Annotated in this window: 11 protein-coding genes; 6 read left to right on the top strand and 5 right to left on the bottom strand. The window is 62.3% G+C overall.

The genetic code is table 11. The annotated features are described in order from the left end of the window. From FLO80_RS10335 to katG, 4 genes are all read right to left on the bottom strand, one after another. A complete protein-coding gene (locus tag FLO80_RS10335; protein WP_111368065.1) occupies positions 1-2,244 on the bottom strand; it encodes a xanthine dehydrogenase family protein molybdopterin-binding subunit in 2,244 nt (747 codons plus the stop codon). After that, a complete protein-coding gene (locus tag FLO80_RS10330; RefSeq protein ID WP_111368062.1) occupies positions 2,244-2,723 on the bottom strand; it encodes a (2Fe-2S)-binding protein in 480 nt (159 codons plus the stop codon). The genes FLO80_RS10335 and FLO80_RS10330 overlap by 1 nt, the downstream gene beginning before the upstream one ends. Next, a complete protein-coding gene (locus FLO80_RS10325; RefSeq protein ID WP_111368059.1) occupies positions 2,723-3,583 on the bottom strand; it encodes an FAD binding domain-containing protein in 861 nt (286 codons plus the stop codon). The genes FLO80_RS10330 and FLO80_RS10325 overlap by 1 nt, the downstream gene beginning before the upstream one ends. A 394-nt stretch (positions 3,584-3,977) precedes the next feature. Beyond that, positions 3,978-6,149, bottom strand: coding sequence for a catalase/peroxidase HPI (gene katG / locus FLO80_RS10320; protein WP_111368205.1), 2,172 nt, complete (start codon positions 6,147-6,149; stop codon positions 3,978-3,980). A gap of 198 nt (positions 6,150-6,347) precedes the next feature. Here katG and FLO80_RS10315 point away from each other — a divergent pair, with 198 nt between their 5' ends. From FLO80_RS10315 to FLO80_RS10295, 5 genes are all read left to right on the top strand, one after another. After that, positions 6,348-7,241 (top strand): LysR substrate-binding domain-containing protein, encoded by an 894-nt coding sequence (locus FLO80_RS10315; protein WP_111368057.1) that lies wholly within the window; start codon positions 6,348-6,350, stop codon positions 7,239-7,241. 396 nt (positions 7,242-7,637) lie between these two features. After that, positions 7,638-8,654, top strand: a complete 1,017-nt coding sequence (locus tag FLO80_RS10310) for a TRAP transporter substrate-binding protein (RefSeq protein WP_111368054.1) — start codon at positions 7,638-7,640, stop codon at positions 8,652-8,654. 105 nt (positions 8,655-8,759) lie between these two features. Further along, on the top strand, positions 8,760-9,362 hold the full coding sequence (locus FLO80_RS10305) for a TRAP transporter small permease (RefSeq protein WP_439328717.1): 603 nt from the start codon (positions 8,760-8,762) through the stop codon (positions 9,360-9,362). A 3-nt stretch (positions 9,363-9,365) separates the two neighbouring features. Next, positions 9,366-10,652: a TRAP transporter large permease gene (locus FLO80_RS10300; RefSeq protein WP_111368049.1), complete on the top strand. Its 1,287-nt coding sequence runs from the start codon at positions 9,366-9,368 to the stop codon at positions 10,650-10,652. 17 nt (positions 10,653-10,669) lie between these two features. Next, positions 10,670-11,107: a universal stress protein gene (locus FLO80_RS10295; RefSeq protein ID WP_111368047.1), complete on the top strand. Its 438-nt coding sequence runs from the start codon at positions 10,670-10,672 to the stop codon at positions 11,105-11,107. A gap of 84 nt (positions 11,108-11,191) precedes the next feature. On the opposite strand, the gene FLO80_RS10290 is transcribed toward FLO80_RS10295, so the two are convergent. After that, a complete protein-coding gene (locus tag FLO80_RS10290; protein ID WP_111368045.1) occupies positions 11,192-11,845 on the bottom strand; it encodes a peroxiredoxin in 654 nt (217 codons plus the stop codon). Between the two features lie 167 nt (positions 11,846-12,012). Between FLO80_RS10290 and FLO80_RS10285 the strand changes: the two genes are divergently transcribed. After that, positions 12,013-13,458 (top strand): aldehyde dehydrogenase family protein, encoded by a 1,446-nt coding sequence (locus tag FLO80_RS10285; protein WP_111368043.1) that lies wholly within the window; start codon positions 12,013-12,015, stop codon positions 13,456-13,458. The last annotated feature ends 61 nt before the right edge of the window (positions 13,459-13,519 follow it).

The following is a 13,519-nucleotide window of genomic DNA, read 5'->3' as shown; positions in this document are numbered from 1 at the left end:
TTATTCTGCCTTAAGTGCCGCCAGAACCTTGGGTGGCGACATCGGCAGCGAGGTGAGCCGCACACCCGCGGCACGGCTGACCGAGTTGGCGATTGCCGCGAGCGGTGGTACGATCGAGGTTTCACCCACCCCGCGCACACCGTAGGGGTGGCCGGGGTTCGGGATTTCGAGAATGACCGGTTCGATCATCGGCAGGTCCGAGGCCACGGGAATTCGGTAATCGAGGAAGCCCGCGTTCTGAAGCCGCCCGTCATCGCCATAGATGTATTCCTCGTTGATGGCCCAGCCGATGCCCTGCGCTGCGCCGCCCTGGAACTGGCCCTCGACGTAATCCGGATGCACCGCCTTGCCCGCGTCCTGGAACACGGTATAGCGCAGCACCTTGACGGCACCGGTTTCGGGGTCAACCTCGGTGTCGACCATGTGGGTGGCAAAGCTGACGCCCGCGCCCTCGGCATTGACCTCATGGTGTCCCGCGATTGGCCCGCCGGTATTGGAGGCGATGGCGGCGATTTCCTTGATCGTCATCGGCGGGAATTTCCCGGCATTGGGTCCGGCAGGGTGAGCCGCGCCATCGCGCCAGTCAACTGCCTCGGGGTCGATTCCCCAGGTCATCGCGGCGCGTTCCTTCATGATCTCGACCGCGTGGCGCGCGGCCTTGATCGTCGCAAGACCCACGGCGAAGGTCACGCGGGAGCCGTCCGTCACCTCGTTCTGGCCGAGGCTGGCGGTGTCGGCGATGATGGTGCGGACCTGATCAAGGGGCACGCCCAGCTCTTCGGCGGCCATCATCGACATCGAGGCGCGCGAGCCCCCGATATCGGGATTGCCCTCGGAGAGCGACACGGTGCCATCGGGGTTCACCATCAGCGAGACGCAGGTGTCGCCCCCGAAGTTGAACCAGAAGCCGCAGGCCACGCCGCGGCCCTGATTGGGACCAAGTGGCGCGGTCCAGTGCGGGTGGCTTTGCGCCGCCTTGAGCGTGGCCTCAAGCCCGATCGCCGGATATGTGGGCCCATAGGACGATTTCGTGCCTTCACGGGCGGCGTTCTTCAGGCGCGCGTCGAGCGGGTCCAGATCGAGTTTCTGGCACAGCTCGTCGATAACGGACTCGACCGGATAGGCGCCCATGGGCGCACCAGGGGCGCGGTAGGCGGCCGCCTTGGGCCGATTGGTCATCACCTCGAAGCCTTCGGTGCGGACGTTTTCAAGATCATAGGGCGCGAAACCGCACATTGCCGACAGGAACGCGATCCCGCCGGGGTAGGCCCCGGCCTGGAGACGGTAGGTCGCGGCGGCCCCCGTGATCTTGCCATCCTTTGTCATGCCGATCTTGACATCGACCGAAGAGGACGCGGTGGGGCCGGTGGCGCGGAACACCTCGTCGCGGCTCATCATCAGCTTCACAGGCTTGCCCGACTTGCGCGCGAGCATCAGTGCGGTGGGTTCCATCCAGACATGTGTCTTGCCACCGAAGCCGCCGCCGATTTCCGATGCGGTCACGCGCAATTGCCCCGCATCAAGGCCGAGAACGCCGGCGCAGACATTGCGCACCATGTAATGGCCCTGGGTGCAAACCCAGAGATCGCCCTGACCATCGGACCCGAGCGTGGCGAGGCAGGCATGCGGTTCGATATAGCCCTGATGTGTTGCCGCGGTCTTAAAGCTCCGCTTGATGACCAGGTCGGCCTGTTTGAAGCCTTCCTCCGGGTCGCCATGACCGTATTGCGAGCGCCCGGTCACATTCTCGGAATAGCCCTTGGGCACGTTCTCTTGCTGACGGCCGGATTCGATCACAGGCGCGCCGGGCTTCATGGCCTCGTCGACATCGGTCACATGGGGCAGAACTTCGTAATCCACCTCGATCGCGGCGAGTGCGGCGCGGGCGATTGATTTCGAGGTGGCCGCGACGGCGGCGACGGCATGGCCGTCGTAACGCGCCGTTTCGCCGGCCATGCAATTGTCGAGGATATCGGCCATGTCCGAATCTTCAGGCTGATAGGTGAAATCGTCACGGGTGATGACGGCCTTGACGCCCTTAATCGCGCGTGCCTTCGAGGTGTCGATGCCCCTGATCCGGGCATGGGCATGGGGACTGCGCAGGATCGCGCCCCAGAGCATGCCGGGGGCCGTAATATCGGCACCATAGCGGGCCTTGCCGGTCACCTTGTCGATGCCGTCGGGGCGGATGGGCCGCGTGCCGACGACCTTGAAATCGCGGGATTGATATTCGTCCTTCGGCATCAGGCGGCCCCCCTCGTATTGGCGGCGGTGTCCATCACCGCGCGAATGATCTTGTCATACCCTGTGCAGCGGCAGAGGTTTCCGGCGAGCCAGTAGCGCACCTCTTCCTCGGACGGGTTCGGGTTGCGTTCCAGGAGATTCTTGGCGGCGACCAGAATGCCCGGTGTGCAGATTCCGCATTGCAAAGCAGCATGTTCGAGGAATTTCTGTTGCAGCGGATGCAAGGCATCGCCACCGGCCATGCCTTCGATGGTTTCGATCGTGCGGCCTTCGGCCTCGGCGGCGAGCATCAGGCAGGAACACACAAGGCGGCCGTCGACGACGACCGTGCAGGCGCCGCAATCGCCCGAACCGCAGCCTTCCTTGCTGCCGGTCAGGTCGAGATGGTCGCGCAGCACGTCGAGCAGGGTCTCGTCGGTCTCGCAGAGATAGTCGGTCTCATCGTTGTTGATGGTGGTGGTGACATGGATACGGGACATCAGGCTTCTCCCTTGGCGCGGGCGATTGCGATTTTCGCGGCGCGTTTCGCGAGAACGCCGGCCACGTCCTTGCGAAAGGCGATGGTGCCGCGCTTGTCGTCGATGGGTTTGGCTTCGGCGGTCGCGGCGGCGGCCAGCGCGTCAAGCGCCGCGTCATCTCCGGTGGTGCCGATCAGCGTATCGGCGCAGGATTGCGACAGGATCACGGTCGGCGCCACGGCACCGAGCGCCACGCGGGCGGCGGAAATTTTGCCCTGATCGTCGAGGGCTACGGCGACGCCGCAGCCGACCACGGCGATGTCCATCTCGCTGCGCGGGATAAAGCGCAGGTAGGCGTCGCCGGAGTGGGCGGGTTTGGGGGGCAGGTAGATGGAGGTCACCAGCTCGCCCTTGCCGAGAGAGGTCTTGCCGACGCCGGAGGGGATGTCCTGAACCGCCACGTCGCGGGTGCCGTTCGGGCCGGCGATCCGGGCGAGCGCGCCAGCAACCACCATGGCGGGCACGCTGTCGGCGGCGGGAGAGGCGTTGCAGAGGTTGCCCGCCAGTGTCGCGCGGCCCTGGATCTGGGTCGAGCCGATGAGGTCCGCAGCCTCGACCACACCGGGCCAGTCGGCCTTGAGTGCGGCGTGTTCGTTCATCTCGGCCGAGGGCACGGCCGCGCCGATGCGCCAACCGCCATCCTCTTGGGAAATAACGGTCATTTCGCTTATGCGCTTGATGTCGATGATGACGCTGGGCGCGACCTGACCAGCGCGCAGGCGCACCAGAAGATCGGTGCCGCCCGCCAGCACCCGGGCCTCCGGGTCGGCGGCGAGGAGGGCCACGGCTTGGTCAACGGATGTCGGGGTTTCAAATCTCATTCTCTTCAGCTCTCTGCTTGGTCACGTCGGGCCTGGCGTCACGGGGTGGGATCGCAATGACCCTTCCGAGCGCCAGAGTGTTGCGACTCGACGGATTTGGCAACCCCCGTTGCGGTGGTGCCACCTCGATAGGTTAACACGATTTTTCGTCGAAAAAACGGGGGGTGATCTCCGGCTGTTGCCCGGCTGTTATGCGTGCACCGCCGCATCGCAGCGAAATTCCCGGCTGAAATGGTAAACGCGGCGCGCGGTGGGGGGGTGAAGATGAGTATTTTGCCAAGAAAGAGGCGGGGCTGCGGGCCGTTGGTGAGCGGTTCGGGAGCGCAATGAACGACCGGGCGCGAAAATCATCCGCGCCCGGTCGCATCGGTTTGGCGCTTCGCCGTGACCGTGATCAGGCCAGGTCGAACCGGTCGGCCATCATCACCTTGGTCCATGCGGCGACGAAGTCGTTGACGAATTTCTCTTTCGAGTCGTCCTGGGCATAGACCTCGGCATAGGAGCGCAGGATCGAGTTCGAGCCGAACACCAGATCGGCGCGGGTCGCCGTCCAGCGGGTCTTGCCGGAGCTGCGATCCACGATCTCGTAGAGGTTCGAGTCCTTGGGCTCCCACTTGTATCCCATGTCGGTCAGGTTGACGAAGAAATCGGTCGTCAACGCGCCGGGCGTGTCGGTGAAGACGCCGTGTTTCGTGCCGCCATGGTTGGTGCCCATCGCCCGCATCCCGCCGACGAGGACGGTCATTTCAGGTGCGGTGAGACCCAGGAGCTGCGCACGGTCGAGCATCATTTCCTCGGCCGAGACGACATAGTCCTTCTTCAGCCAGTTGCGGAAACCGTCGGAGACGGGCTCCAGCCACTGGAAGCTGTCGACATCGGTCATCTCGTCGCTGGCATCGCCACGGCCCGGGGTGAAGGGCACCTCGATGTCGAAGCCCGCCGCCTTGGCGGCCTGTTCGATGCCGACATTGCCGGCCAGAACGATCACGTCGGCCACGCTTGCACCGGTGTCCGCCGCGATCGGTTCGAGCGCGGCCAAGACGCGCGCGAGGCGCTCGGGCTCGTTGCCTTCCCAATCCTTTTGCGGGGCGAGCCGGATACGCCCGCCATTGGCGCCACCGCGGCGGTCGGATTGCCGGTAGGTGCGGGCGCTGTCCCATGCGGTGGCAACCATGTCGGCGACCGAGAGACCGGCATCGGCGATTTTCGCCTTGACCGCGGCGACGTCATAACCGGTGTTGCCCGCGGGGATCGGGTCCTGCCAGATCAGGTCTTCCTCGGGCGCGTCCGGGCCGACGTAGCGGGTGCGCGGGCCGAGGTCGCGATGCGTGAGCTTGAACCATGCGCGGGCGAAGCAATCCTCGAAATAGGCCGGGTCGGCCATGAACTTCTCGCAGATCGCGCGATAGGACGGGTCCATCTTCATCGCCATGTCGGCATCGGTCATCATCGGCATGACCCGCTTGGAGGAATCGGTCGGATCGACCGGCATGTCCTCTTCGCGGATGTCCACGGGGCGCCATTGGTTGGCCCCGGCGGGCGACTTGGTCAGCTCCCATTCATAACCGAAGAGCAGATCGAAATAGCCCATGTCCCACTTGGTCGGGTGGGTGGTCCATGCGCCTTCGATGCCGGAGGTGATGGCGTTCGTCGCCTTGCCGCCCATGTTCGGGTTGATCCAGCCGAGGCCTTGGGTCTCGATCCCTGCGGCTTCGGGCTCGGCGTCGAGCGCCTCGGCGTCGCCGTTGCCGTGGGCCTTGCCGACGGTGTGGCCGCCGCAGGTCAGCGCCGCGGTTTCCTCGTCATCCATGGCCATGCGGGCAAAGGTTTCACGCACCTGTGCAGCGGTCTTGATCGGGTCGGGCTGACTGTTCACGCCTTCGGGGTTGACGTAGATCAGGCCCATCTGCACCGCGGCGAGCGGGTTTTCCATCGTGTCGGGCTTGGCCACGTCGCCATAGCGTTCATCCGAAGGGGCGAGCCATTCCTTTTCCGACCCCCAATAGGTGTCTTTCTCGGGATGCCAGATGTCTTCGCGGCCGAAGGAGAAGCCGAAGGTCTTGAGGCCCATCGACTCGTAAGCCATGTTTCCGGCGAGGATGATGAGATCGGCCCAGCTTATCCTGTTGCCGTATTTCTTCTTGATCGGCCAGAGCAGGCGGCGGGCCTTGTCGAGGTTGCCGTTGTCGGGCCAGGAGTTCAGCGGCGCGAAACGGATGTTGCCGGTGCCGCCGCCGCCGCGGCCATCGGCCAGACGGTAGGTCCCGGCGGAATGCCATGCCAGGCGGATCATCAGGCCGCCGTAATGCCCGTAATCGGCGGGCCACCAGTCCTGGCTCTCGGTCATCAGGGCCTTGAGATCGGCCTTGAGCGCCTCGACGTCGAGCCCTTCGAGCGCCTCGCGGTAATCGAAATCCGTGAGCGGGTTGGTCTTGGTGTCATGCTGATGCAGGATGTCGAGATTGAGCGTCTTGGGCCACCAGTCCACGACCGATTGACCGGTGTCGGTGATCGCGCCGTGCATCACAGGGCATTTGCCCGATTTGTCCATGTCGTTTCCGTCCATCATGCTCTCCCATCGTGGTTTTCAAGGTCGTGACCCCGGAGCGTGATTTGCCCCGGGCGAGATCGGCCCCGCCACATCGCTTTGCCCGGATCGGGGCATGGTGCCGTGGCGCGGGTGATTCTCTTTCTAGAATGAATCTAACAAACTCCGCCCATTGGTTTAAGTTGCATTTCCTGATTTTCGCGATAAGTTTTCCTTATGTCCAATCTGACCTTGAAGCAGCTGCGCTATTTCGCGGCGCTTGCCCGGCATGGGCATTTCGGTCATGCCGCCGAAGCCTGTGCCATCTCGCAACCGGCGCTTTCCATGCAGATCAAGGAATTGGAAGAGACGCTGGGCACGATGTTGTTCGAGCGGGGTGCGCGCCAGGTGCGCCTGACCGGGTTCGGCGAGGTGTTTGCGGAGCGGGTGCGCGAGATATTACGGGATGTCGACGAGCTTGGCGATCTGGCGCGGGCCTCGCGCGATCGGTTGGTGGGGCGGCTCAGGATCGGGATCATCCCGACGATTGCGCCCTATCTCCTGCCGCGAATCATCGGCGATCTGACCCGGGCCTTTCCCGAGCTTGACATACAGGTACGCGAGACCCTGACCCCGAAGCTTGCTCAGGAGCTTTCCGACGGGCTTCTGGATACGGCGATCGTGGCGCTGCCGGTTTCCGATCCCGCGTTTGCCGAGGTGCCGATCCTGACGGAGAATTTCGTGCTGGTGCGACATGCGAGGCAAGCGGGACAGCCCGCGCCCAGCCGCGAAAAGCTGCGCGGGATGCGGCTTTTGCTTCTGGAGGAGGGCCATTGCTTTCGCGATCAGGCGCTTTCGTTCTGCAGCATACCGACGGGCAGGCCGCGCGAGGGGCTGGACGGGAGTTCATTGTCCACGCTGGTGCAGATGGTCGGGGCCGGGATCGGCGTGACCTTCATCCCGGAGATGGCGGTCGAGGTCGAGACCCGCTCGGCCAGCGTATCGGTCACGCGGTTCGACGATGCGCAACCTTGCCGCACCATCGGCATGATCTGGCGCCGGTCGAACCCTCTTGCCGGACAACTGGACCGGATTGCGCGCGTGATCCACTGCGCCTGCCAGGCGGGTTGAGGCGCGGGTCGGTCAAGTGCCGCGGTGTCCGGTCATGGCCGGCCCCGGTGGAAGGTTTTTGCGCAAATCCCGTGAGACAATCCACGCGCGCGCGCCTTGGGGTGGTCGCCTGTTGGTGTTTTTATGATTAAAATCAGTGATATAAGCCAATTCTGTTCCATAGGTTTGACATCTGCGATCAGCATGTCATCGTAGAGGGGTAAAGATGGCGGGTCCGCCGGTGCACAATTTGAAGGCACCCAACCTGTCGCGAAATGTGCATGACGAGGGCGAGTTCGGCCTGGTGCACCCCCGGGGCAAAAGCCCGAGACGGGGTAAAAAATCGAAGATTGTCCTCGTATTCCGGTGCGACCAGCGCTGGCGTATTTGCGCGATTGAAACAGAAAGGGAGACGACATGACTATTTCAAAACGCATCCTGACAGGAACGGTCGCCGCCGTGGCATTCGCCGCGAGCATGACCGCGGCGCAGGCCGATACTTGGCGCTATGCCTTCGAAGAAGCGATCACTGACGTGCAGGGTGTGTTCGCCACAAAGTTCAAGGAAGAGGTCGAAGCGAATTCGGACCACGAGATCCAGCTGTTCCCTTACGGGACACTGGGTGAATCCGCCGACACCATGGAACAGACGCAGGCCGGCATCCTGCAATTCGTCGACCAGTCGCCCGGTTTCACCGGCTCGCTGATCCCCGAGGCGCAGGTGTTCTTCGTGCCTTACCTTCTGCCGCAGGGCACCGAGGAGCTGGGCGAGTTCTTCCGCACCTCGAAGGCGATCAATGAGATGTTCCCCGAGATCTACGCCGAGCAGGGGCTTGAGCTTCTCAAGATGTTCCCCGAGGGCGAGGTTTGCATGACCACGCAGGAACCGGTGAGCGAACCGGCGGATCTCAACGAGGTCAAGTTCCGGGTCATGACTAACCCGCTCCTGGTGGAAAACTATCGCGCCTTCGGTGCGACGCCGACGCCGCTGCCGTGGGGCGAAGTTTATGGCGGCCTGCAGACCGGCATCATTCAGGGCCAGGAAAACCCGATGTTCTGGATCGAATCCGCCAAGATGTACGAGGTGACCGACGTCATCACCTGCGTTGGCCACAACAATTTCACCACCGCGGTGATGGCCAACAAGGACTTCTATGACGGTCTGCCGGAAGAGGATCAGCAAGTGATCCAGAACGCGATGGACGCGGCCTTTGACCATATCATCAACTATCAGAAGGGCCTGCACGAAGAGAGCCTCGAGAAAATCCTCGAAGCCAAGCCGTCGATGACCGTGAATGTTCTTGACGAAGACGAGCGTGCGCCGTTCGTTGAAGCGGGCAAAGAAGTCGAAGCGAAGTTCATCGAGATGACCGGCGACAGCGGCAAGGCACTTCTTGACCAGTTCAAGGCCGACCTGGCCGCCGTGACCGAGTAAAGGTCAGCAGAAAACGGGATGCGCCCGATAAAGGGCGCATCCCCATTTCCAGCAAAAAATTCAGACAGGGACAGTTCGGTGTCAGAAGACGAGAAACGCAGCCAGCTGCAATCCCAGACCGATACGACCGGAACCGACGATGCCCCGCTTGAGGTGTATCAGTCCACGTTACCCGGTTTCCTTGGCACCATCGACACAGCGATCGGCCGGATCGAAAGCCTGTTCCTGGCCGTTGGCGTTCTCTTGATGGCGGCCAACACGGTGTCCAACGTGATCGGGCGCTACATCTTTCAAAACTCTATCTTCTTTTCCGAAGAGTTGAACCGCATCCTGATCATCCTGATCACCTTCGCAGGTATTTCCTATGCCGCGCGGCAGGGTCGGCATATCCGCATGTCGGCGATTTTTGATGCCTTGCCGGTCAAGCCGCGCAAGGTCCTGATGATCATCATTGCCTTGGTGACGGCGGTCTTCATGTTCGGGCTGGCATGGTATTCGACGCAATATATCCTGACCCAGGCGGGCCGTGGACGGGTGCTTCCGTCGTTGCAGATCCCGGTCTGGATGATCCTGGTCTGGGTGCCGTTCGGCTTTTTCATGACCGGGCTGCAATATGCCCTGACCGCGATCAAGAACATGATCGAGAAGGACATCTACCTCTCGACCAATGTTCTCGAAGGCTATGACGACGAAGAGTTGGAGATCTGACCCATGGCAGTGACAATCTTTTCCATCATGATCGTTCTCCTTCTACTTGGCTTTCCCATGATGATCCCGCTGATCGTCGGGGCCTTTGTGGGGTTCTACTCGCTGTTCGGCGGCATGGGGCAAATGGAAACCATGGTGCAACAAATGATGGCGGGCATCCGGCCCGCATCGCTGATCGCGGTGCCGATGTTCATCTTTGCCGCCGATATCATGACGCGCGGGCAATCCGCCGGGCGGCTTATCGACCTGGTGATGGCCTTTGTCGGGCATCTGCGCGGTGGGCTGGCTGTGTCCACGGCCGCGGCCTGCACGATGTTCGGCGCGGTCTCGGGTTCGACCCAGGCCACCGTCGTGGCGATTGGCGGCCCGCTGCGCCCGCGCATGCAGAAGGCCGGTTACAACGACAGTTTCATTCTGGCCCTGATCGTGAATTCGTCGGATATCGCCTTCCTGATCCCGCCCTCGATCGGGATGATCATCTATGGCGTGGTCTCGAACACCTCGATTGCCGAGCTGTTCATCGCCGGGATCGGGCCGGGGCTGCTCATCCTCGTGCTGTTCTCGATCTACTCCTGGATCTATGCGGTGAGAAACAACGTACCGACCGAGGAGCGTGCCACGTGGAGCGAGCGCGCGCAGTCGCTGAAACGGGCGTTGTGGCCGATGGGTTTCCCGGCGATCATCATCGGCGGCATCTACGGCGGCATCTTTTCGCCCACCGAAGCCGCGGCGGCCTGTGTGTTTTATGCGATCATACTGGAAATGCTGGTGTTCAAGGAGCTGGATTTCAAGGGGCTTTACGACACCGCCAAATCCACCGGGTTGATCACGGCGGTGGTGTTCATCCTCGTGGGGGCCGGGGCGGCGTTTTCATGGGTGATCTCGTTCGCGCAGATCCCGCAGGCGATCCTGGCGGGCATCGGCATCGACGAGATGGGCCAGATCGGCGTTCTGGTGGTGATCTCGATCGCGTTTTTCATCGGCTGCATGTTCGTGGACCCGATCGTGGTGATCCTTGTTCTGGTGCCGATCTTCGCGCCGGTGGTCAATGCCGTCGGGCTTGACCCGGTTCTGGTGGGTACGATCATCACGTTGCAGGTCGCCATCGGATCGGCCACGCCACCCTTTGGATGTGATATTTTCACCGCCATCGCCGTCTTCAAGCGCCCCTATTGGGAGGTCATTCGCGGCACGCCGCCCTTCATCCTCATCCTGTTCTGCGTCTCGGCCCTGTTGATCTTTTTCCCGCAGATCGCGTTGTTCCTGCGCGACATGGCCTTCGCGAAGTAACTGAAAGGAGGACGGGGATGTTCAAACGGATACTGGTGCCTTTCGACGGGTCCAAGGGCGGTGAGCGGGCCCTGCACAAGGCGGTTGAACTGGCCGAATTGTGCGATGCGGAGATCAACGTTCTGACGGTCTATCGCCATCACGGGATGCTTGAGGCGTCGTTCTCGATGGTTCGGGCTTCGGACCCGGGGCGGATGGACGACGCGATGCGCGACCACGCCAGCGAAGTGGCCGAATATGCCAAGACAACGGCCAAGGAAGGCGGCGCCACGCAGGTGCGGGCTTTCGTCAAGTCCGGTCAGCCTGCCCGAACGATCGTGCGGTTCGCGGATGAGCATGAATGCGATCTGATCGTGCTGGGCGCGCGCGGCATGGGGTCGGTCGAGGGGTATCTGCTCGGCTCGGTGTCGCACAAGGTGACGGGGCTGTCGCCGGTGCCGGTTCTCGTCGTCTAGGACGGGCAAACCGTTGGAACAATAGAAAAAGGCCCTGCCGGGATGGTCCGGGCAGGGCCTTGTGTTGTCAGGCGCGAGTTCCGATCAGCTCGGGTCGGCGATGGTGCGCAGGTAGGGCAGCTTGAAATCGACATTGCCGAATTTCTGCTTGGCGTCCTCGTCCGAGAGGGTAAGGGCGACGATAACGTCCTGACCCTTGACCCAGTTCGCGCCGGTGGCGATGGGTGTTTCATAGGTGGTCTGAAGCGCGTCGAGAGCGCGCAGCACCTCGGCGAAGTTGCGGCCGACCGACATGGGATAGGTCATGATCAACTGCACCTTCTTGTTGGGCGCGATGATGAAGACCGATCGCACCGAGGCGCTGTCGGCGGCAGTGCGCCCATCGGGCAGATAGGCATCGGCGGGCAGCATGTCGAAGGCCTTGGACACTTCGAGCGAGGTGTCGGCGATGATCGGAAAACCCGCCTCGGCCCCGGCATAGCCGGAGATGTCGGATTTCCATTTCACATGCTCTTCGGCGCCATCGACCGACAGGCCGATGACCTTGGTGCCGCGTTTCTCCCATTCCTTGGCCAATTGCGCGACCGCGCCGAATTCGGTGGTGCAGACGGGGGTGAAATCCTTGGGGTGCGAAAACAGGATGGCCCAGCTGTTGCCGATCCAGTCATGAAAGGTGATCGTGCCCTGATCGGTTTCGGCGGTGAAGTTGGGGACGGTGTCGTTGATGCGAAGGCCCATTTCGAGAGGCTCCTTTTTCCGGTTGCGATTGTCGTGCCTAGTTTGAGATATTATCTTCCGCAGCGTTTTACACCCCCTTGTCTTGCAGCCCGGCGGCCCGGGTGACAGAGTGTCGCCAATTCGGATTTTCGGGCGATATTGCCCTGGGGATGAATGGGAGAGACCAGATGATCGAGAAACGTCAGTTCTATATCAACGGTGAATGGGTGGACCCGAAAGAGGGCCGCGATCACCATGTCATCGATCCGTCGACGGAAGAACCGGCCGCGGTGATTTCGCTGGGCGGTCAGGCCGATACGGATGCAGCGGTCGCGGCGGCCAAGGCGGCCTTTCCCGGCTGGATGGCGACGCCGAAGGAAGAGCGCATCGCGCTTCTGGAAAAGCTGATCGAGATTTACAAGGCCCGCGCCGAGGACATGGCGCAAACGATCAGCATGGAGATGGGTGCGCCCATCGACATGTCGAAGACCCAGCAATGGGGTGCGGGTTACGGGCACATGAAGAATTTCGTGCGCGCGGCCAAGGATTTCGAGATGGTCCGCCCGCTGGGCGATCATGCCCCCAATGACCGGATCATCTATGAGCCGGTGGGCGTGGCCGCGCTGATTACGCCGTGGAACTGGCCGATGAACCAGATCACGCTCAAGTTCGGGGCGGCAGCGGTGGCAGGCTGCACGATGATCCTCAAACCCAGCGAGGAAACGCCGCTCGATGCGATGCTTTTTGCCGAGATGATCGACGAGGCGGGTTTCCCCAAAGGGGTGTTCAACCTCGTGAACGGTGATGGCGTGGGCGTGGGCAGCCAGCTTTCGTCGCATGCGGATGTCGACATGGTGTCGTTTACCGGCTCGACCCGGGCGGGCACGCTGATCTCGAAATCGGCGGCTGATACGCTCAAGAAGGTGCATCTGGAGCTCGGCGGCAAAGGCGCGAATGTCATCTTTGCCGATGCCGATGAAAAGGCGGTCAAGCGTGGCGTCATTCACATGATGAACAACTCGGGCCAGAGCTGTAACGCGCCCAGCCGGATGCTGGTTCAGCGTGAAAAATACGATCAGGTGGTGGAAGAGGCGGCCAGCGTGGCCAATTCGATCAAGGTGGGTAATCCCCACGAGGAAGGCCGCCATATCGGCCCGGTGGTGAACGAGGTCCAGTGGAACAAGATCCAGGATCTGATCCAGGTCGGGATCGACGAGGGCGCGCGCCTCGTTGCCGGGGGCACCGGGCGGCCCGAGGGCCTCAACAAAGGGTATTACGTGCGGCCCACGGTGTTTGCCGACGTGAACAACCAGATGCGGATCGCGCGGGAAGAGATCTTTGGCCCGGTCCTGACGATCATCCCGTTCGAGTCCGAGGAAGAGGCGATCGAGATCGCCAATGACACGCCGTATGGCCTGACCAACTATGTCCAGACGCAGGACGGTGCGCGATTGAACCGCATGGCGCGGTCGCTACGTTCGGGCATGGTCGAGATGAATGGCCAGCCGCGTGGTGCAGGGGCGCCCTTTGGCGGGATGAAGCAATCGGGCAATGGCCGCGAAGGCGGCGTCTTTGGCATCGAGGATTTCCTTGAGGTGAAGGCGGTTTCGGGCTGGTCGAACGAGAACGACTGATCCAATTGATGGACGGCAAGGCGATCCGGGGCTATCACGGCCCCGGATTTTTCTTTTGGGC

It is taken from the genome of Aquicoccus porphyridii (assembly GCF_008369105.1).
GTDB classification, from domain to species: domain Bacteria; phylum Pseudomonadota; class Alphaproteobacteria; order Rhodobacterales; family Rhodobacteraceae; genus Aquicoccus; species Aquicoccus porphyridii.
This window is presented reverse-complemented; position numbering and strand designations above follow the sequence as displayed.